Source organism: Mesorhizobium sp. INR15, from assembly GCF_015500075.1.
Taxonomy (GTDB): domain Bacteria; phylum Pseudomonadota; class Alphaproteobacteria; order Rhizobiales; family Rhizobiaceae; genus Mesorhizobium.
Genome location: NZ_CP045496.1, coordinates 686,398 through 705,761, shown reverse-complemented (window position 1 = coordinate 705,761; position 19,364 = coordinate 686,398). Strand labels below are relative to the sequence as shown.

Here is a 19,364-nt window from a genome sequence, read left to right as displayed (position 1 = left end):
GCAGCGCGGCTATTCGGCGGCCGGCAAGGTGTCTGCCGGCTCCCTGAACCATTTCTTCTGCACTGCCTCGCGAACGAGTGCGCCGACCGCCGGCGAGTGCCTGCGGCCGCGCACCGTGACGAGATTGACCTCGCGCCAGAATTCCGGCTCGGTGATGGGCAGGCCCACTACGCCTGGATGGTTGACGGAATGCTGTGGCATGAAACCGAAGCCTAGTCCGGCCGCAATCATCGACAACGTCCAGTCATCCCGATCGCTCCAATAGACCGGACTGACCGTCACGCCCTGTTCCGAAAGTATGGCATCGGCGTAACCAGCGAATTCGCAATTGTTTCGGTGAATGTAGCTTTCGCTGTTCATGTCACTGACGCGAACGAACGGCTGGTTGGCCAGCCGGTGCCCTGGATGGATGGCCATCACCATCTGTTCACGGAACAGCGGCAGGCAGTGCACCTCGTCGTCAGGAGTGGTCGACGGAATCGCGTAGATCGCCGCTTCAATATCTCCCGCCAACAATTTTCGCCGGAGGCTCGGCGCATCGGCATCGCAAAGATGAAGCTCGACGCCGGGATGGCGGACGCGGAGCGCCGAGATCAGCTCTATGGTCTCGTCAGGAGCGATCGTGCTCATGATACCGACCTTGAGCGGCGTCTTCTTCAGCCTTACATACTGGTCGGCTATCTGCTTGGCCTGCTGTGAATTCTCGAACATACCCTGAAGATATGTCTCGACCATGCGGCCGAGTTCGGTCATGTGCGTGAAGCGCCCCTCGCGATGGAACAACTCGCCACCGAACTCCTCCTCGAGCAGCTTGACGGCGCGCGATAGTGCCGGCTGGGTAACGTTACACTCGTCGGCAGCCCTAGTGAAATTCAACTGTCGGGCTACCGCCAAAAAGTATCTGACCTGGCTGATCTCCACGGCGCGACCCCTCACAGGCACACCTATTGGATTTCTCGCGCACCTTGGCCACACTACCGGTTGCCCTAACGTCAAACAAGGCCCCTGAAGCCGGCCAAAGCAGTGCCGTACACTGTCGCCGACTTCCTGCGGCAGCATCAGACTCAAACAATGCAGCATTAATCCGCTCGGATAACGAAATTTCTGCGGACTCACGCTCAGAATGAAGTCAGGCCGCAGTGCCTAATTTTGAAATCGAAGCACCTATCTGGCAGCAACAGCTTGCACTTTGATACGTCCACCAAACGGCAGCATGGCAGCTTGATAGATCGTCCTGGCCGGCCACCTTCCTTCGGGAAACAGCTCCGCATACAGGCTGTTCACATCTTGCACGTCGGCAAGATCGATGAACGCCAAATCTACATAGACAATGTCCGAGCGGTCAAAACCGGCAGCTTCGACAATCCGGAACACATGCCCGAATGCACGGGCTGCCTCTTCGCGCGCGGTACCAGATACGTAGCAGCCAAAGTCACATAAAGACAACTGCCCGCTGATCCAGCATTGATTTCCCACAACCACCGCATTGCTAATGGGCGAAGGAGACGCCGGCACGCCTTCCACTTCGACGATGTATCGTTTTGTCACGCTACCCCCCGATTGACCCTGCCTAGCGCAGATGCGTCGATCTTTTCGCAAAGAATATCCATTGACCAGATCACAGATTTGGCTTGGTTGAAGCGGGCACTCGAGAAACGATGATGGCGAGTAAATCGCTCGCCATCATGTCGTCAGCGGTGCTGGCAAAAACGGCCCAGCGGGGAGCTCAGTTGGCGCCGCCGAGCGCCTGCAGATTGGCGCAGAATTCGGCATGGGGCTTGCTCATCGCGGCATCCTGGCATTCCTTCATCATCGCGCCCTGCTTGTCCTTGTCCATCGAAGCCCAGGCGGCCTTGAATTCGGCCTCGGGCTTCATCGTCTTCATGCCGGCGTCCGTGAAGAACGGCTGCATGTTCGACGGTTCATCGAGCGCACCGGCAAACGCGACGCCGCTCAAAACGGAAAGAGCAAAGGCGCCGAGGCAAATGGCCTTGATATTCATGGTAGGGTCCTTTTCTGGAGTTGAGCAATCATCGAGCGACGATTGCGGTAATGATCGGCAGGAATTTCGAACTCTGCGGTTCCTTCCTTGCCGGGACGAACCTTGCTGCAGGGAGCGGCTTTGAAACCAATGCTATCTGCATATGGAATTTATGCCGGTTCTGCACCGCGCTGGCCCGAGTTTTGGTAAGCGACAACAGGATCGCATCGACTTGCAGGGGTAGATGCCAGCCAATTTCGGACGATACAAACCGGCGGCGAAGCCCGACCCTTCGGCACCTCGCTGCGATCGCAACCGTGTCCTTGGCGATAGCCGCAAAGCGGACAGGTGCGCGTTTCTCCTGGGAGAGTCCGCCAAGCGGTCCTCCGAATGTTACCGTCGACGCGATCAGTCGAGTGCCCGGGAAGGTCTACGCCTTGCCTCCAGCGGAGAAACGTCGCCTCAACGCCCACGGTCCTGCAAGCCCGCGATTTGATGACTTCATATGGAACTGGGGTGGCCGCAGCCGATGTCTGCTTCCGGCAACGGCCAAGCTGAACTCCTACGGCCGAAATGAGGCGCAAAGCCGCCGCCCGCTCGCTACAGCGCTGTTGAGGGCGCGCTCGCGAGCGGCCCCACGGTCGCGTGTGGCTATCTGTTCAGCCGCACCAGCGTGTGCGGCTCGACACCCAGCGTGTCTGCGATGCGCCCGAGCACGGTGACACTCGCCGAAACGTGTGCCCGCTCGCTCGCTACAGCGCAGCTTGAGAGCGCGCTCGCTCGCGGCTCATGTCAGTGATCGGATATCGAGCGCAATTTGTTGACTACCGCCGACGGATCGAACCCCAATATTTCGGCAAGCGCTAGGAACTCGACCACATCGACGCGTCGTTGTCCGCTTTCCAATCTAGCCACAAACGATTGATACTCGCCTAACCGGTCTGCCAGCTCACTTTGAGTGACGCCGGCGTCCTCACGCTTCTCAATCAAGATAGCGATCAGTGCATCGTGGCGCTGTGACCCAAGAGTTTTCACGTCGATTTGCCTCATCTGGCTTCAGATGAGGGCTTCAGTTATATCTGATTTTCAGTTATCTTAAATTCAGATAATCGAGAGCGGTGAGCCGCTCCTGGAGGTTAGGATGAATGGCAGTTCTGCGTTTGAAGCTGACCCAGCACTCACGCTGCAAGCCCAGCAATATCGGGCCCGCTACGTGGCCCTGATCTTGTGCCGAATACAGCAACGGCTGGAGAGCCGAATGTTGGTCAATACCGGAATTCCGGTATTGACGGATTTGGCGGCATCGGGCTCCGGAAATAGCGTCCGAGCGGCGCAGATCGCGGCCTGGCAGACGGTCGATGGGAGCCCAGAGTTTGCGGTTGCACGTGAAGCGGAAGTGCTCGCCGTGACGGAGGAGTTGAAGCATCTCGACGCAATCCCTGATGTCATGGCGACTTCGCTTGCTGGCGTGGTCGCCAAGCTGGAGATGATCGTTGGAGCAGATAGGGAGATTGACAGCCCAAATGACTTCCCCTGGCCGCACATCGCGTCGGTGCTTCGGGACATGAAGTCGATCGTTGGAGACATAGGTATGGATCGGCCGGAGAGGGCGATTGTCCGAGCTGACATCGCCAGACATTGGGAGGCGGCAGCCAAGCTGGTCGCAGCCCTGAAGGAGGAAGATGCCTTGGAGCGATGCGGCCAAACTGGTTGAACGAAAGCTGATCCGTCAGCGTGCGAATGGTGGTTCTGGCGAATACATAGGTCGTTCCGCTTTGACGGGTTGCTGGGGCATATTTGGGCCATGTCCCACCCGGCTCGCAAAGCGACCTCTGCTGAACTGTCACGGGTCCGCCTCGGTACATTGCCGATCGACCTGCATGACTACATACACGTTGAGCCGCGTCCACGCGTTGGCCGACTGGTTCAACACGATCCCCGCGAGTGGCGCGTTACCGACAATCTGCCAAAGCCCGTCCCTGTCACTTCCCCGGAAATCGACGCGTTCGAGGCGTGGTTTGGCGACATCTTCGATCAGCTTTTCGGAGATCGCCCATGAAATGACAGGGAGACAGTGCTTATGAAGACGGCTTCACAACAGCAGCAGTCTGCAAGGGGATCGCGGGCAGTCCTCTACCTTCGCGTATCGACTGCCCGCCAGGCCGAGCACGATGTCTCCATCCCCGACCAGAGGCGCCAAGGTGAGGCTTACTGCGCCTCTCGTGGCTATGAGCTGGTCGAGACCTTTGTCGAGGCAGGCGCATCAGCCACCAATGACAAGCGTCCAGAGTTCCAGCGCATGATCGAGGAAGGCACATCAAAGCCTTCCCCCTTTGATGTCGTGGTCGTTCATTCGTTCAGCCGATTCTTCCGCGATCACTTCGAGCTTGAGTTCCATGTCAGGCGGCTCGCCAAGAACGGCGTAAGACTTGTGTCGATTACCCAGGAGATGGGTGACGATCCAATGCATGTCATGATGCGCCAGATCATGGCTCTCTTCGATGAGTACCAGTCGAAAGAGAACGCCAAGCATGTGCTCCGCGCCATGAACGAGAATGCCAGGCAGGGCTTCTGGAATGGGGCGTTGCCTCCGATCGGCTACCGGATCGTTGCGGCAGAGCAGCGCGGATCGAAGACCAAGAAGAAGCTGGAGGTCGATCCGCTGCACGCCGACACCGTCCGATTGATCTACCGCCTCTTTCTTCAGGGCAATGGGATCTCAGGACCAATGGGCGTCAAATCAATCGCCTGCCATCTTAATGAGAACCGGTTGTTCACACGAGACGGCGGTCTCTGGGGACTGGCGCAAATCCACGCCGTCCTAACCCGAACCACCTATATTGGCGAACACCGCTTCAATACGCGCAGCTTCAAGGGCAGGGCAAAGAAGCCGGACGACGAGGTTGTCGTCATGGCGGTGCCGGCAATCATCGAGCGCAAGACCTTCGATGGCGTGCAGGCGCGTCTCAAATCTCGCCATCCAATGGTGACGCCACCCAGGGTCACCACCAGTCCCGTTCTCCTTACCGGTATCTGCTTTTGCGCAAAATGCGGAGGAGCCATGACGCTCAGGACCGGCAAGGGCAACAATGGGGATATGTATCGCTACTACACCTGCTCGACACGCGCCCGCCAGGGCAAGGCCGGTTGCCAGGGCAAATCAATCCCCATGGCCTTTCTGGACGACCTGGTTGCCAATCATCTGGAGAAGCGGCTTCTCAACCCAGAACGCCTCACCACCATTCTTGCCGCTGTCCTAGACCGGAGGCAGGAACGCACTGAGCGCCGTCGCGAGCACTTGGGCGAACTGAAGCGGAAGATCACCGAGACCGACCAGCGCCTCAATCGGCTCTATGACGCCATTGAGGCTGGCGTTACAGACATCAACGATCCTGCTCTCAAGGATCGCATGGCTGGTCTCAAGGCGATCAAGGACCAGGCAACCACCGACGCCGAGCGCATCAAAGCATCGCTCGACAGCACCGGCAGCCAGCCCATCACGCCCGAAATGGTCAACACATTCGCCCGTGCCGCTCGCGAACGCATGCGCGATCCGCGTGGCGGCTACCGTCGCGATCACCTGCGAGCGTTGGCGCAGCGGATCGAAGTGGCCGAGAAGGAAGTCAGAATCATCGGATCAAAGTCCGAATTGCTCCAAACCCTGGTCGCGGCGTCAGGCGAAGAAACGGCGGTGATGGGAGTTCGCAGTTCTGTACTGAAGTGGCGCACCCGACAGGATTCGAACCTGTGACCTCTGCCTTCGGAGGGCAGCGCTCTATCCAGCTGAGCTACGGGTGCTTTCAGGATCGAAACCCGGAAAACGGCCAGCCGGTGAACCGGCCAGTCACGGCTTCTTAGCGGAAGCCGCCGCGCGCTTCAACGGGCAAGTGGCGCCTTGTGCGAAAACGAAGTCAGGACGCGGCGTCAACACCCGACCGGCGTATCCATGACGGTCCATCATGCCCGTCACCCAGCCGAGTACGCGCGAAAGCTGCGGTTGCGACGCGACTTTGCGTTCGATCGGCGCCACCGCCTTTCAAGTCGGCTTCGGTGATATCTCCTATTTCAACCGCACCTTCCGCAGGCGCTACGGCGTGGCGCCTTCCGATGTGCGCCGCGAGAATGGCACGGCGTCGGCCTGAGGCCGCCGAAATCGGTGCCGGCGCGTCTATTGTCCAGCCTCTTTCCTCGTCGTCCGCCGCCGGTGCGTGGCTCGTTTCGGCTGCTTGGCGCCGGTCAGCTCGTGCATGGCGTCGAGCTGCATCTGCTGCATTTCCGCCAGCCGCGTCCACTGGCGCGAGATGAGGTAGTCGAGTTTTTCGTGCAAGTGCCGCACTTCCAGCTCGGCCTTCAGGTTGACCCGGTAGTCGTTGAAGGAGCGCAGGCGGTCCTTGGCTTCCGTGCGTCTCTGGCTCATCATGATGATCGGCGCCTGGATGGCGGCGATGCAGGAGAGCAACAGGTTGAGCAGGATGAAGGGGTAGGGGTCGAAGGCGCCCGCCATGCCCGCGATCAGATTGATGCCGATCCAAACCAGCAGCACGCTGCCGAACGAGATCAGGAACCACCAGCTGCCGCCGAAGGACGCCATATTGTCGGAGACGCGGTCGGCGAAGGAGCGGTGCTCCTCGAACTCCTCTTCCGAGTTTTCAGAAATCGTGTCCTGCCTGGCGATCGATTCCACCACCTGACGGTCCAGCTCGGAGAATTCGCCGTGCTCCTGCTGCAGCAGCTCCTCCATGTAGCGCATGCGGTAGCGGCCGAGCTCCTCGCGGCTGATGCGGGCGCCAGATGGCAGGTCCGGATGATCGGAGCGGATACGGTCGCCGAGGCTAGGCCGCAGGTCGTCGATCCGCACCAGGTCGCGCTTGCGGAACTTCCTGCCTGATATCGCCGACGGTTTCTTCTTTGGTTTTGCCCGCGACCCTCCAGGGCCTGACGGATCGGAATCAGGCACTTCAGGGGTGTCGAAATGCTCGTCCGAAACCTCATGCAGGTCCTCCTGCGTGGTCGGCGCCTCGAAATATTCGCCGCCGCTGTCGTTCTGGTTGGCTGGGGCGGCCTGGTCTGATGGCTTGGGGACGGTGCTCATGAAACGGGCTCCTGCGGTCGCTGCGAAGGACGATACGCCAATGCGGCGTGGCATATCCACTGTCGGATTTCGCAGCCTATGCCATGTCTTCCGCACGATTGCGTGACAGCCGCAAGACAATAGCCGGCTGCGGGGCTTTCCTGGCTTTAGCAGGTTCAGGGCAACGGACCATTAGGGACATATGGGATTGGCCGAGGCGCGAATTACTGCTGTTCGGCGAACATCAGTCTCGTCTTGGCCGCATCCATTGTCGGCGACAGGCTGCGCTGGATCAGTGCCTCGACATGGTCGTTGCGCTGGCGGGCGCTGTCGGCACCCATCACCACCACCACCAGTTGGCGGCCGTCGGCGTCGTAGGAGGTGACGATGTTGAAGCCGGATGCCTTGATATAGCCGGTCTTGATGCCGTCGACGCCGCGCACGCGGCCAAGCATGTCGTTGTGGCCGCGCACCAGCTTGCCGCGGAACATGAAGTCGCTTTCGGAGAAATAGTGGAACTGCTGCGGGAAGCGCGAATGCAGCGCCATGCCCAGCACCGCCATGTCGCGCGCGCTGGTGTGCTGGTCGTCGTCGGGCAGGCCGGACGCATTGCGGAACACGGTGCTGTTCATGCCGAGCTGGCGCGCCTTGGCGGTCATCATGCCGGCGAAGGCGTCTTCGCTGCCGCCGAGATATTCGCCAACCGCCACCGCCACGTCATTGGCAGATTTGACGACGATGGCGCGTATCGCCGAATCGGCGTCAATGGATTCGCCGCGCCGGAACCGCATCTTTGTCGGCGGCTGCGAAGCAGCGTGATCCGATACCGGAATTTGTGTCGTCTTGGTGACGCGGCCGGAGTCCAGCGCCTCGAACAGCAGATAGAGCGTCATCATCTTGGTCAGCGAGGCCGGGTAGCGTTGCGCCGTCGAGTTGACCTCGAACAGCTGCTTGCCGGTCTTGGCGTCGACAACGATGGCCGCGTATTTCTGAGGTGGCGCCGGCACCGCCAGCACCGCATCCGGCGGCGTCGTGGTCGTGCAACCGGCCACAAGCACAGCCAGGCTGAATGCCACGAAAAATCTCTGGATGAGCTGAAGGGGATGCAGTCTGGACAAGGGCAAGTCAGTTCTGGAACGCTGTTGCTGAGATGAGACGAAGCTAACGTAACCCGATTGCTGCGTCCATTTGGTTAACACCGCTTAGCCCCAGCCTTTTCGCAACGCAATCGCATTCCAAGCCGGCAGGCCGCTCCTGACCGGCTGTCGCGGGCTCGATTGGCCGCCGCGAAATCGCCTGTTTCCTGGCTTTTCTTGCCAAAGCCGCGTTTCCTGTGGGAAGGGGCGTGGTATTGCTGGCTTGGGGGGACTTGCAATGACGGGCATCGGGGCTGGTGGCGTTGCGCCATCGCTTATCAAGGCATCGCTCAGCCGCACCGGCAAATGGGCCGGCAGCATCGCCTTTGTCGGCGGCGCCGTTTCCGACATTCTCAATCCGCTGGCGCCCTTCGCCGCCTATATCGCGCTGGTCGCCTCGGTTGCCGCGCTGATCATCGCCATTGCCATCGTGCTTAGGCTGGTGCTGGCCGCCAAGGCGCTGCCGGCGCTGGTGTTCGCCACCAGTGCGGCGGCCGTCGCCGGGGGTGTCTATGCTGTCCAGAAAGACACCAATTCCCAGAACGGCGTGATCGCCGGCCTGGTGCCTGCCGTGGCCGAGCTACAGCAATCGATCGGCATCGTTTCGGCCAAGGTGGCCAAGATCGAGCAGACCGTCACCGAGACGCAAAAGACGGTCGAACGGGTCAAGCAGTCCACCGACACGGTGGCGAAAAAGACGCAGGAGATCGCATCGGCACAGCAGCAGCAGGCGCAGCGGACGGCGCAGGTGCAGAAGGCCACGGAAGAGGTGAAGAAACAGGCCGAGACGCTGGCCGCCGGCCAGGCGCAACAGCAGGCACAAACGGAAAAGCTGCAGGCGACGACCGAGCGGATTGCCGCCTCGATCGACACCATCGCCAAGGGGTTTGCCGCACTCGCCGCGCAAGGCGGCGCGATCGCCGAGCCGAAGCGGCCTGACGAGTTCTACCACAATGCCCGCGTCTACGAACTGTCCGGCGACATGCTCAATGCACGGCGCTCTTACCTGGCCTTTGCTGCCTTGGATGTCGACGCCATCGATCCATACACCCGCTTTGCTACGCTGCTCAGGGTGCAGGACGGCAAGGCCGGCGCACGCGAAGTGTTCGGCACGCTTGCCGACAAGGGCAAGGCGCTGTCGATCAAGCTGGTCCATGCCTTGCAGTTCGACGACGCCCAGCGTCTCGACAAGCTCAACGCCTTCATATCAGCCAATCCGGATTTCGCGCCGGCCTATTTCCTGCTGTCGCAGGAGTTTTCGGAGGACCGTCTCGGTTTTCAGGCGCTGTCCGACAAGCGCAGCGAAGCCAAGGCGCTGACGAAGTTCCTGTCTTACGAGAAAGATGGCGGGCTGCTGAAATACTTCGTTGACCAGACGCAACTCGCCGACTGGCTGGACCGCGGCCGCAGCCGGCTGGCAGCGCTTGGCGATGTGCTTGATCCCGCCCGCTTCATCCCGACGCTGACGCCGATGCGCTCGAACCAGGGGTGGTCGATGACCATCTCCATTCCTGAACCGGCCACCGGCATTTCCTGGCGCATGGGCGGCACCGGCCCATTCACCGACACCGGCTTCCTGGCGCTCAACGACCAGACCACGGGCAAGCCGATGCCCAATCCAAGCTTCGAGGTGCCGGACAGCACGGTGGCTGGGGTCATCTCGGTCAAATATCTCGATATCAGAGGTCGCGAGACGGGTCCGTTCGATATCCGCTTCGATCCGGACGCCGCCCTTCAGCAAGGCTCGAAGCAGGTGCTCGACCAGTTCTGGACGTCGTGGATCGCCTTCGACGCAAGCGGCAATCATGGCCTGGTCTATTTCACCCAGATGTTGTCCTACCGCTGCGCCATCAAGGATGTCCGCTACAGCCTGAACAGCGCCGCGCTCGACAAGTCGCTCGATATGCCGCCCTGCAATGCCAAGGACCCCTATGCCATCCCCGACAACTACCAGCCCTATTTCAAGGTCGCCAACAGCGTGAAGTCGATGTCGGTGCAGGTTACCTACACCGACGGCACAAAGTCGCCGGTGCGGGAATACAAGCGCCAGTAGGTGGTGGTCGGCGCCCGAAGAGGCAGGATCGCCGCCTGATGCGAAATGCCGGTTGCCATGCTTGCGCACCCGGCGTCGAAGGGCTCTCTTTGCGCAATTCGAATCGGTGAGAGCGCAATGGATACCAGCACGATCAAGGCTCAGGGCATTTCGGTCTCGCTCGATCTCACGGTCGGCCATATCTCCGACATGGTGGTCGACGCCGACGGGCGTCGGCTGAAACCGCTGCATCGCGCGCCGTGGCTCGACGAGCCGCGCGAGACATTGCCGCGAGACCTGCCCGAGGGCACGGTTCGTCTATCCGGCGATTTCCTCTGCGCGCCGTTCTCGCGCAGCGATGTCGAAGAAGCGCCCTTGCACGGCTGGCCGGCCAACAGCGCCTGGGATGTCGTCGAAAGCGCTGCAACGGCCGACGGCTGGCGCGCCACCTTCCAGCTGCGCCGCAAGGTGATGGGCGCTTCCGTCTACAAGATCCTGAGCTTGCGAGACGGCCATCCTTTTCTCTACCAGGAACATGTGTTTTCCGGCGGCTCCGGCGCAATTTCGGTCGCCCATCATCCGATGACGGCGATGAAGAACGGCGGCAGGCTGGCCTTCTCGCCGAAGCGCTTTGCAGCGACCCCTGAGCTTCCGCTTGAGCCCGATCCCACGCGCGGCCGCTTCATGTTCGCCTATCCGGCTCGTGCCGCCGATCTCACGCGGTTTCCAGCCGCCGATGGCGGCGTGGTCGACCTGACAAGCTACCGCATGGATCACCAGCGCGAGGATTTCCTCACTCTGGTCGAAGCCGACCACAGCGGGCCTGGCTGGACCGCGATTGCGCGCGAGGCGGAAGACGATCTTGTGCTGGTGCTGAAGAACCCGGCGGAACTGCCGGTCACCATGCTGTGGTTCAGCAATGGCGGCCGCGACTATGCGCCGTGGAACGGGCGCCATCGCGGCGTTCTCGGCATCGAGGATGGACGCACGGCGCTTGGCCACGCCGCGTCGCTCGGTGACAACTGGCTGAAGCGCGAAGGGCTGGCAACGGCCTTTGATCTCGCGGAAGGCCAAAGTCTCTCCTTCCGCCATGTCATTGGCACCGTGCCGTTGTCCGGCGGCGAACCGCCGCGCGATATCGCGACGTCACAGGGCCGCATGCGCCTTGGCTTCACCGACGGATCGGCGCGGGACATTCCGTTCGACACTGATTTCCTGCGGCTCGGCGAATCCATCGCACGGTAGGGCGGCGCCACATTTGAAATTTCCGCGAACTGTCGACAAGATGCGGGAAATCATCGCGCGGAACAGTTGAAGGCTTCCCATGTCAGAAATCGCCCATCTCGCCGCCACCATCTTCAAGCGTGCCGGCAAGGCTCAGCGCTTCATTGTCGCCATCGCCGGTCCGCCTGGCGCCGGCAAATCAACACTGTCGGGCGGACTGCATGACCTGCTGCCGGAAGGCGCGTCGGAAGTCGTGCCGATGGACGGTTTTCACTATGACGACATCGTGCTCAATCACCGTGGCTTGCGGGCGCGAAAGGGCGCGCCCGAAACCTTTGACTTTGCCGGCTTCGAAACCTTGCTGAAGCGCATCCGCGCCGGCGAGCCCGATATTGCCATCCCGGTCTTCGATCGCGGCATGGAACTGTCGCGCGCCGCCGCGTCGATCGTCTCCGCCGAGACCAAGTTCATCCTGATCGAAGGCAACTATCTGCTGCTCGACGAGGAGCCCTGGTCGCGGCTGGCGCCGCTGTTCGACTTCTCGATCTTCGTTGATGTCTCGCGGGCCGAACTCGAACGCCGGCTGCTGGATCGGTGGCGCGGCCATGGCCGTTCCGATGAGGATGCCCGTGCCTGGATCGCATCCAATGACATGCCGAATATCGACCGCGTGTTGGGACGACGGCGTTCGGCGGATCTGGTGATCGGCGAACCCGCTGGATTGTAAGGAATCTTCGAGGGGAACCTTAAGACTTTCAAGTCGTTATCGGGCACACGGCAATTCTGCCCAACGCGAAGGATTGCGCCCGATGGCACCCAAGGCAAGAAAGCCCGCCAAGAGCAAGGCAACTCAATCGAAGGCCGGCGCTGGTCCGGCCGTCGCCGAACGGTCCAAGGATGCGGCGAAGCCGGCCTTTGGCAAGGCGGCACCGAAGAAGGTTTTACCGACCGCCGCCAAGTCCGCGGCCAAAACCACCAAGCCGACGAAAGCCCCGAGCGGCGACAGTTCGATCGCGGGCAGCGCCATGCGCACCGCCAAGGCGACAGCCAATGTGGCGGCAGGCGCTGTTGTCGTGGCTGCCAGGGGTGCGGCATCACTCGCCGCGTCCGTCATGGGCAGAAGCGGTTCGAAAGCCAAGGCCAAGGCGAAATAGGGGTGCGTCCCCGAAGCGCTGTGGACGAGCCTCAGGCTCGTCCGGGGATGGTCAGGCCACTCTGAACCGCCGGTCTCGCAAGCCCGCGTTCCAGCCATGCCGCTACATTGGCGAAATCGTCGAAGCCGACCAGTTCCCGCGCCTCATAGAAACCGATGAGGTTGCGCACCCAGCCGAGCAGTGAGATGTCGGCGATCGTGTAGTCCTTGCCCATGATCCATTTGCGGCCTTTCAGCCGCTCGTCCATGACGCCGATCAGCCGCCGCGATTCGTCGCGGTAGCGCTCCAGCGGACGCTTGTCGGCGATCTCGCGGCCGGCGAATTTGTGGAAGAAGCCGACCTGGCCGAACATCGGTCCGACCGAAGCCATCTGGAAGAACACCCACTGGATAGTCTCATAGCGCAGCGTCGGATCGGCTGGCACGAGCTTGCCGGTCTTGTCGGAGAGGTAGAGCAGGATCGCGCCGGATTCGAACAAGGCGATCGGCTTGCCGTCCGGACCGTTGGGATCGATGATCGCCGGAATCTTGCCGTTGGGGTTGAGAGACAGGAATTCCGGCGTCCAGCTCTCGTTCTTGCCGATGTTCACGTAGTGCGCCTCGTAGGGAAGGCCGAGTTCCTCCAGCATGATCGACACCTTGACGCCATTCGGCGTCGGCGCCGAATAGAGCTGGATGCGCTCGGGATGGCTGGCCGGCCAGCGTGTCGCGATCGGAAATGCGGACAGATCGGTCATCGAAAGCTCCTGAAATGGGGATAGGCGCCTAAAGGCGCGGTCTTGGCGGGTCGATCAAGAACTAGGCGTGCGGCCGGACATGATCAATATGGCGGCGACAGTTTCGCTGTGCACGCACAGTCAACCGGCATCGCAAGCCCTGGAAGCAGAAAACCGGAAATCAGACCGCCTTGAAGGCCAGCACCGCATTGGTGCCCCCAAAAGCGAAACCATTGCTGATCGCGGCGCGCACCTTGCGCTCGCGCGCCACGTTCGGCGTCACGTCGAGGTCGCAATCGGGGTCGGGTTCACGGAAATTGGCGGTTGGCGGCACGAGGCCTTCGCGGATCGCCATGACACAGGCGATCATCTCCAGTGCGCCCGAGGCGCCCAGGCAATGCGCATGCATCGATTTGGTCGACGACACTGAAAGCTTGTAGGCGTGGTCCCCAAAGACGCGCTTGATCGCGGCCGTCTCGATCATGTCGTTGGCCTTGGTGCCGGTGCCATGCGCGTTGAGATAATCGACATCTTCAGGATTGAGCCCGGCATCGGCGAGGCAGGCGCGCATGGCGGCCGTTGGCCCCTCGACCGTCGGTGCGACAATGTCGGACGCGTCGGCGGACAGGCCGGCGCCGGCGATTTCGGCGAGGATGGTGGCGCCGCGCGCCATCGCATGTTCATAGGTTTCCAGCACGGCCATGCCGGCGCCTTCGCCAAGCGACAGGCCCTGGCGGTCGGCCGAAAATGGCCTGCACGTGTCGGGAGCAAGTACCCGCAGCGCTTCCCAGCCCTTCAGGATGCCCCATACCAGCGGCGCGTCGGTGCCGCCGGCGACCATGACATCGGCGCGGCCGAGCCTGATCTGGTCGACGGCCGAGGCAATGGCGTGATTGGATGATGAGCAGGCGGAGGTGACGCCGAAAACCGGCCCGCGCAGGCCGAGACTCATGCTGACCTGCCCCGAGGCGGCGCTAGGCATGACCTTCGGCACGGTGAAGATACCGGCGCGGTTCTTGCCATCGATCAGGATAGCCCGGTAATTTTCCTCGATCGCTTCCCAGCCGCAGACGCCGACGCCGACGACGGTGCCCATCCGGTAAGTATTGGCTTCAGTCGAGGTCAAGCCGGACTGCCGCATGGCCTCGCGCGCGGCGATCGTCGCCAGCAGACTGAAGCGGTCCATCGACACCAACTGCTTGCGCTCGATGCCGTGCTCCGGCAATTCCTTGATTTCGCAGCCGACCTTGACCTTCAGGTCATGCAATTGCGGACTGGTGATCGGGCCAATGGCCGAGCGCCCGGCACGCATCTCGTTCCAGATCGCGGGCGCATTGGTGCCGAGCCCGCAAATGCCGCCCATGCCGGTGATGACGACGCGCTTATGCATTCAGTTCAGGCTTTTTTCGCGATCAATGCGCGGACGGCTTCGACCATGTCGCCGACGTTCTTCAGATTGCTCCAGGCGTCGACCGTGTTCATCTCGATCTCGATGCCATATTCTTCCTCGAGATCGAAGATGATCTCGGTCAGCTCGAGCGAATGGATGCCAAGCGCGGTCAGTTCGGTGGTGGTGGTAATCTCTTCGCCGCCGGGCTCGGCATGAGCCTTGATCTTCGCGATGATATCCGTCGCCAACTGGTCAGACATTCGGTTTCTTCCCCACTTGTCGTTTCCCGACGCCAATCAATCCAGCGCCCCTTTTGTTCCTCGGCCAGGCTGTGAACGTCGCCTTTACCCTCGTCAAGCGTTGCATGACCGTACCAAGGTGACTCACTCTATAGAAACGGAAACGCTTTCAAGCAACAAGCTATATATCGACAAAGCCGCCGGTGTGCTTAACGTAGCGGCGTGGATACGATCGAATATGGCGGAATTTCGACTTCACGGGCCCAGCGCGCTGCCGGATTGGCGCGGCTCGCCTGTGGCAAACGTGCTGGGCGCACGCACCTGCGGCGCCTCTACCAGGACGGCTCCGCCAAGATCAGGATGCCGGCTGTCGCGACGGATCCGCTTGAGGCGGTCCTGATCAACACGGCTGGCGGGTTGACCGGCGGCGACCGTCTCGCCTGGGAAGTCGACGTCGGGCCCGGTGGTTCCGCGACGATAACCACACAAGCCTGCGAAAAGATCTATCGCGCCGCATCCGATCGAGCCGAAGTGCGGGTCAAATTGACGGTTGGCGACCATGGCAGCATTGCCTGGCTGCCGCAGGAGACCATCGTCTTCGAGCAGTCGGCCTTTGCCCGCACCCTTGAGGTCGACCTTGCCGATGGCGCCGAAGCATTGGTTCTCGAAGCCGCCGTCTTCGGCCGTCTTGCCATGGGCGAGCGCACCACACGCGGCAGCTTTCACGACCGCTGGCGTGTTCGCCGGCAAGGGGCCCTCATCCATGCCGAGGATTTCCGCATCGGGCCGGGCATTGCCGATGCTCTGGGCCGCCGCGCGGTTGCCGGTGGCGCCGTGGCGATGGCGACGATCCTGATGGTATCGCCGCGCGCCGAAGCGCTGCTTCAATCTGTCAGGGGAATCATTGGCGACCAGGGTGACGCCAGCGCCTGGAGCGTAACGACATCTGGCAAGCTTCTTGCGAGGCTTTATGCCGGAGACGGCTACCAGCTTCGCAAACGGCTGGTTCCGCTTGTCGAACTGCTTAACGGTCGGGCGGGTCTGCCCAAATTATGGTCACTCTAATTCTGTCCGCATCATTTCAGGAAAACGCATGAACCTGACGCCACGGGAAAAAGACAAGCTGCTGATCGCCATGGCGGCGATCGTGGCGCGCAAGCGGCTCGAACGCGGCGTCAAGCTCAATCACCCGGAGGCGATCGCGCTGATCACCGATTTTGTCGTCGAGGGCGCTCGCGACGGCCGGCCGGTTGCCGAACTGATGGAGGCCGGCGCCCATGTCATCACCCGCGCGCAGGTGATGGAAGGCATCGCCGAAATGATCCACGATGTGCAGGTCGAAGCGACGTTCCCCGACGGCACCAAGCTGGTGACCGTGCACGAACCCATAAGGTGAGGAGACAAAGATGCTGGACCTGCGCCCCAACTGCGAATGTTGCGACAAGGACCTGCCGCCCGAGGCGGCCGATGTCATGATCTGTACCTTCGAGTGCACGTTTTGCGCCGATTGCGCGCAAGGCGCTCTCGGCGGCAGCTGCCCGAATTGCGGCGGCAATTTCTCGGTCCGCCCGATCCGCCCAGCGGCAATGCTGGAGAAATATCCGGCCTCGACCAAGCGCGTCCTCAAGGCCGAGGGCTGTGGCCCGGCCCGCAAGGCGGCTTGAATGCCGCGATCCAGCAACAGAAGGCCAACAAACAGGAGGCAAGTCTAAGATGTCAGCCACGATGAAACGCACATCACTCTCGGCGATCCTGCTTCTGGCCGCAGCGATGCCGGCCTACGCCCATGTCGGCATCGGCACCACCTCGTCCTTCACGGCCGGGTCCATGCATCCGCTGTCCGGTCTCGACCATATGACGGTGATGATCGCGGTTGGCCTTTGGGCAGCGCTCAAGGGCGGCAAGGCGATCTGGGCCTGGCCGCTGGCCTTCGTCGGCGTCATGCTGGCCGGTGGCGCGCTCGGCATGCTGCATGTGCCGGTGCCCTTCGTCGAACCAGGCATCCTCGCCTCGGTCGTGGCGCTCGGCTTGTTGGTGGCGCTGGCGGTTGATCTGCCCGTCTCGGCGGGCGTCGCCATCATCGGCCTGTTCGCGCTGTTCCATGGCCATGCGCATGGCACCGAAGTGCCTGAAAATGCCGGCGGGCTTGAGTATATGGCCGGCTTTGCCGTTGTCACCGCGCTGCTCCATGCCGTCGGCATTGCTGCCGGGCTTGGCCTTGGACGGAGGTTTCGTGATCTTGCGCGCGCCGCCGGCGCGGCTTGCGCGGCGGTTGGTGTCGGCCTCGTCTTCGGCGTGTTGTGAGGCCATCGATGATCCCGGGCGAAATCATCACGGCGGACGGCGACATCGAATTGAACAAGGGCCTGCCGGCCATCACCCTGAAGGTCGCCAACAGCGGCGACAGGCCAATCCAGGTCGGCAGTCACTATCATTTCTTCGAGACCAATGAGGGGCTGAAGTTCGAGCGCGAGCGTGCCCGGGGCATGCGCCTCGACATCGCCGCCGGCACGGCGATGCGCTTCGAGCCCGGCCAGGAGCGCGACGTGACGCTGGTGCCGCTCGGCGGCAAGCGCGAGGTCTACGGATTTCAGCAGAAGGTAATGGGAAAACTCTGATGCCGGCTAAGATATCGCGCGCCGCCTATGCCCGCATGTACGGCCCGACGGTGGGCGACAAGGTTCGCCTCGCCGACACCGAACTGTTCATCGAGGTCGAGAAAGACCTCACCATTCACGGCGAGGAGGTGAAATTCGGCGGCGGCAAGGTCATCCGCGATGGCATGGGCCAGAGCCAGGTTTCCCGCGCGCAGGGCGCTGTCGACACCGTCATCACCAATGCGCTGGTGGTCGATGCCAGCGCCGGCATCTTCAAGGCCGACATAGGTTTGAGGGATGGCCGTATCGCCGCGATCGGCAAGGCCGGCAATCCTGATACGCAGGATGGCGTCACCATCATCATCGGCCCCGGCACCGAGATCATTGCCGGTGAAGGCAAGATCCTGACGGCGGGTGGCTTCGACGCGCATATCCATTTCATCTGCCCGCAGCAGATCGAGGAAGCGCTGATGTCGGGCATCACCACCATGCTCGGCGGCGGCACCGGCCCGGCGCATGGCACGCTCGCCACCACGTGCACGCCGGGTCCCTGGCACATGGCGCGCATGATCCAGTCCTTCGATGCCTTCCCGATGAATATCGGCCTGTCGGGCAAAGGCAATGCGTCGCTGCCGGCGGCGCTCGAGGAAATGGTGCTCGGCGGCGCCTGTTCGCTGAAGCTGCATGAAGACTGGGGCACGACACCCGCTGCAATAGATTGCTGCCTGTCGGTCGCCGACGAATACGACGTGCAGGTGATGATCCACACCGACACGCTGAATGAGTCCGGCTTTGTCGAAAACACCGTGGCGGCGATCAAGGGCCGCACCATTCATGCCTTCCACACCGAAGGCGCCGGCGGTGGCCATGCACCCGACATCATCAAGGTCTGCGGCCTACCCAACGTTATCCCGTCCTCGACCAATCCGACCCGGCCCTATACGGTCAACACGCTGGCCGAACATCTCGACATGCTGATGGTCTGCCACCATCTGTCGCCGTCCATCCCCGAGGACATCGCCTTCGCCGAAAGCCGCATCCGCAAGGAAACCATCGCGGCGGAAGACATCCTGCACGACATCGGCGCCTTCTCGATCATCTCGTCTGACAGCCAGGCCATGGGCCGCGTCGGCGAGGTGGCGATCCGCACCTGGCAGACCGCCGACAAGATGAAGCGGCAGCGCGGCTCGCTGCCTCAGGAAACCGGCGACAACGACAATTTCCGCGTCCGCCGCTACATCGCCAAATACACCATCAACCCGGCCATCGCGCACGGCCTATCCAGGCATATAGGCTCGATCGCCGTCGGCAAACGCGCCGACCTTGTGCTGTGGAACCCGGCCTTCTTCGGCGTCAAACCCGACATGGTGCTGATCGGCGGCATGATCGCCGCAGCACCCATGGGCGACCCCAACGCCTCGATCCCGACGCCGCAGCCAATGCACTACCGGCCAATGTTCGGCGCCTATGGCAAGGCACGGACGAATTCGTCCGTGACCTTCGTTTCCAAGGCCGCGCTCGAGTCAGGTCTGCATGGCAGGCTCGGCGTCGAAAAGCAGTTCGTCGCCGTCGAAAACACCCGTGGCGGCATCGGCAAGCATTCGATGGTGCTCAACGACGCCATGCCGCATATCGAGGTCGATCCGGAAACCTATGAAGTGCGCGCCGACGGCGAGTTGCTGACCTGCGAGCCGGCCACCGTGCTGCCGATGGCGCAGCGGTATTTTCTGTTTTGAGGTTTCCGCCGAAATTCATGAACGTGGTCAAATGAAGCCATCATGAAACTGGACAGGATTCGCCACCTGCGGCTACGAAAACATTGCGC

The 19,364-nt window shown here is 61.8% G+C and carries 21 protein-coding genes, 1 tRNA gene and 1 pseudogene; 13 read left to right on the top strand and 10 right to left on the bottom strand.

Annotated features, from left to right (window positions below; translation table 11 throughout):
- Window positions 1-9: 9 nt before the first annotated feature.
- From GA829_RS03350 to GA829_RS03335, 4 genes are all read right to left on the bottom strand, one after another.
- On the bottom strand, window positions 10-876 hold the full coding sequence (locus tag GA829_RS03350; protein WP_258052128.1) for a LysR family transcriptional regulator: 867 nt from the start codon (window positions 874-876) through the stop codon (window positions 10-12).
- A 288-nt stretch (window positions 877-1,164) separates the two neighbouring features.
- Window positions 1,165-1,548 carry a RidA family protein gene (locus GA829_RS03345; protein ID WP_195177152.1) on the bottom strand — a complete coding sequence of 128 codons (384 nt, stop codon included), beginning with the start codon at window positions 1,546-1,548 and terminating at the stop codon, window positions 1,165-1,167.
- A 178-nt stretch (window positions 1,549-1,726) separates the two neighbouring features.
- Window positions 1,727-2,002 (bottom strand): hypothetical protein, encoded by a 276-nt coding sequence (locus GA829_RS03340; RefSeq protein ID WP_195177151.1) that lies wholly within the window; start codon window positions 2,000-2,002, stop codon window positions 1,727-1,729.
- Between the two features lie 771 nt (window positions 2,003-2,773).
- Window positions 2,774-3,031 carry a helix-turn-helix domain-containing protein gene (locus tag GA829_RS03335; RefSeq protein ID WP_195177150.1) on the bottom strand — a complete coding sequence of 86 codons (258 nt, stop codon included), beginning with the start codon at window positions 3,029-3,031 and terminating at the stop codon, window positions 2,774-2,776.
- A gap of 91 nt (window positions 3,032-3,122) precedes the next feature.
- On the opposite strand from GA829_RS03335, the gene GA829_RS03330 reads away from it, so the two are divergent.
- Complete coding sequence (locus GA829_RS03330; protein ID WP_258052127.1) at window positions 3,123-3,695, top strand: hypothetical protein; 573 nt, start codon at window positions 3,123-3,125, stop codon at window positions 3,693-3,695.
- Between the two features lie 366 nt (window positions 3,696-4,061).
- Window positions 4,062-5,732, top strand: a complete 1,671-nt coding sequence (locus GA829_RS03325) for a recombinase family protein (protein WP_195177149.1) — start codon at window positions 4,062-4,064, stop codon at window positions 5,730-5,732.
- On the opposite strand, the gene GA829_RS03320 is transcribed toward GA829_RS03325, so the two are convergent.
- A tRNA-Arg gene (locus GA829_RS03320) sits at window positions 5,703-5,779 on the bottom strand. The two genes, GA829_RS03325 and GA829_RS03320, sit on opposite strands and share 30 nt — an antisense overlap.
- Window positions 5,780-6,012: 233 nt before the next feature.
- Here GA829_RS03320 and GA829_RS36535 point away from each other — a divergent pair.
- A pseudogene (locus tag GA829_RS36535) lies at window positions 6,013-6,123 on the top strand (helix-turn-helix domain-containing protein); the annotation flags it as partial.
- A 26-nt stretch (window positions 6,124-6,149) separates the two neighbouring features.
- On the opposite strand, the gene GA829_RS03310 reads toward GA829_RS36535, so the two are convergent.
- Together GA829_RS03310 and GA829_RS03305 are read right to left on the bottom strand one after the other, a co-directional pair.
- A complete protein-coding gene (locus GA829_RS03310; RefSeq protein WP_195177147.1) occupies window positions 6,150-7,073 on the bottom strand; it encodes a DUF1003 domain-containing protein in 924 nt (307 codons plus the stop codon).
- A 203-nt stretch (window positions 7,074-7,276) separates the two neighbouring features.
- A complete protein-coding gene (locus GA829_RS03305; protein ID WP_195177146.1) occupies window positions 7,277-8,170 on the bottom strand; it encodes a D-alanyl-D-alanine carboxypeptidase family protein in 894 nt (297 codons plus the stop codon).
- A 256-nt stretch (window positions 8,171-8,426) separates the two neighbouring features.
- On the opposite strand from GA829_RS03305, the gene GA829_RS03300 reads away from it, so the two are divergent.
- The 4 genes from GA829_RS03300 (at window position 8,427) to GA829_RS03285 (ending at window position 12,598) form a co-directional block, all read left to right on the top strand.
- A complete protein-coding gene (locus GA829_RS03300; RefSeq protein WP_195177145.1) occupies window positions 8,427-10,241 on the top strand; it encodes a methyl-accepting chemotaxis protein in 1,815 nt (604 codons plus the stop codon).
- Between the two features lie 117 nt (window positions 10,242-10,358).
- The gene (locus GA829_RS03295; RefSeq protein WP_195177144.1) at window positions 10,359-11,465 is read left to right on the top strand and encodes a hypothetical protein; all 1,107 of its coding nucleotides are present in this window, start codon (window positions 10,359-10,361) and stop codon (window positions 11,463-11,465) included.
- Window positions 11,466-11,544: 79 nt separating this feature from the next.
- Entirely contained in the window at window positions 11,545-12,171 is a 627-nt protein-coding gene (locus GA829_RS03290) for a nucleoside triphosphate hydrolase (protein WP_195177143.1), read from the top strand.
- A gap of 82 nt (window positions 12,172-12,253) precedes the next feature.
- On the top strand, window positions 12,254-12,598 hold the full coding sequence (locus GA829_RS03285) for a hypothetical protein (protein ID WP_195177142.1): 345 nt from the start codon (window positions 12,254-12,256) through the stop codon (window positions 12,596-12,598).
- Between the two features lie 31 nt (window positions 12,599-12,629).
- On the opposite strand, the gene GA829_RS03280 is transcribed toward GA829_RS03285, so the two are convergent.
- The 3 genes from GA829_RS03280 to GA829_RS03270 all read right to left on the bottom strand — a co-directional run bounded on the left by GA829_RS03280 (window position 12,630) and on the right by GA829_RS03270 (window position 14,963).
- Window positions 12,630-13,334 carry a glutathione S-transferase family protein gene (locus GA829_RS03280; RefSeq protein WP_195177141.1) on the bottom strand — a complete coding sequence of 235 codons (705 nt, stop codon included), beginning with the start codon at window positions 13,332-13,334 and terminating at the stop codon, window positions 12,630-12,632.
- Window positions 13,335-13,494: 160 nt separating this feature from the next.
- Entirely contained in the window at window positions 13,495-14,703 is a 1,209-nt protein-coding gene (locus GA829_RS03275; protein ID WP_195177140.1) for a beta-ketoacyl-[acyl-carrier-protein] synthase family protein, read from the bottom strand.
- 5 nt (window positions 14,704-14,708) lie between these two features.
- Window positions 14,709-14,963, bottom strand: a complete 255-nt coding sequence (locus tag GA829_RS03270) for an acyl carrier protein (protein ID WP_195177139.1) — start codon at window positions 14,961-14,963, stop codon at window positions 14,709-14,711.
- A gap of 201 nt (window positions 14,964-15,164) precedes the next feature.
- Here GA829_RS03270 and GA829_RS03265 point away from each other — a divergent pair, with 201 nt between their 5' ends.
- From GA829_RS03265 to ureC, 6 genes are read left to right on the top strand one after another with little or no spacing between them, the layout of a single operon-like run.
- Complete coding sequence (locus GA829_RS03265; RefSeq protein ID WP_195177138.1) at window positions 15,165-16,007, top strand: urease accessory protein UreD; 843 nt, start codon at window positions 15,165-15,167, stop codon at window positions 16,005-16,007.
- A gap of 28 nt (window positions 16,008-16,035) precedes the next feature.
- Window positions 16,036-16,338, top strand: coding sequence for an urease subunit gamma (locus tag GA829_RS03260; protein ID WP_023671228.1), 303 nt, complete (start codon window positions 16,036-16,038; stop codon window positions 16,336-16,338).
- A 10-nt stretch (window positions 16,339-16,348) separates the two neighbouring features.
- Window positions 16,349-16,606 (top strand): DUF1272 domain-containing protein, encoded by a 258-nt coding sequence (locus tag GA829_RS03255; protein WP_195177137.1) that lies wholly within the window; start codon window positions 16,349-16,351, stop codon window positions 16,604-16,606.
- Window positions 16,607-16,655: 49 nt separating this feature from the next.
- Complete coding sequence (locus GA829_RS03250; protein WP_258052125.1) at window positions 16,656-17,246, top strand: HupE/UreJ family protein; 591 nt, start codon at window positions 16,656-16,658, stop codon at window positions 17,244-17,246.
- 8 nt (window positions 17,247-17,254) lie between these two features.
- Window positions 17,255-17,560, top strand: a complete 306-nt coding sequence (locus GA829_RS03245; protein WP_195177136.1) for an urease subunit beta — start codon at window positions 17,255-17,257, stop codon at window positions 17,558-17,560.
- The gene (gene ureC, locus GA829_RS03240; RefSeq protein ID WP_195177135.1) at window positions 17,560-19,275 is read left to right on the top strand and encodes an urease subunit alpha; all 1,716 of its coding nucleotides are present in this window, start codon (window positions 17,560-17,562) and stop codon (window positions 19,273-19,275) included. Before GA829_RS03245 ends, ureC begins: the two co-directional genes overlap by 1 nt.
- The last annotated feature ends 89 nt before the right edge of the window (window positions 19,276-19,364 follow it).